Below are 416 nucleotides of genomic sequence, written 5' to 3'. Positions count from 1 at the left end.
GCCAAGAAGGCCAATGGAAAATATCGCTACTTTTGGCTCTACAGGGTTATCTTCTCTGTTCCCGCCACAAGTCTTGCTACCAAAGGCGACTCCATTACATTTAGCAGTCCCACCATAGAAGGAACCGTCTTTAGAAGAAACAAGCTGGACGTAGAAAGCAAGCATCCTTGGAAAGCGGAAGTCACTGAAGGAGATAATGGTGTTTCTGCATCAACCATTACAAGCTGGTTCACATCCGTTTATGAACCAGACTTTACAGCCGTAACCCCAACCATTACCATCTCAACACAACCAGCAACTCTCACAGAGGTCACTGAAGGAAGCATTTCTGGAAGCCTTTCTGTTGTGGCAAATTCAAACACCTCAAATCCTGTAACCTATCAGTGGTATGAAAACACCGTTGACAGCTCTACTGG

1 pseudogene is annotated in these 416 nt (G+C 45.4%); it reads left to right on the top strand.

Going from position 1 to position 416, the window contains the following annotated elements:
• A pseudogene (locus ACOEN1_RS13505) lies at window positions 1-416 on the top strand (hypothetical protein); the annotation flags it as partial.

It is taken from the genome of Gudongella sp. DL1XJH-153 (genome assembly GCF_049310905.1).
Classification (GTDB): Bacteria; Bacillota; Clostridia; order Tissierellales; family Tissierellaceae; genus Gudongella.
The sequence above is the reverse complement of the archived record's forward strand: the minus strand, read 5'-3'. Positions and strand labels throughout refer to the sequence as shown.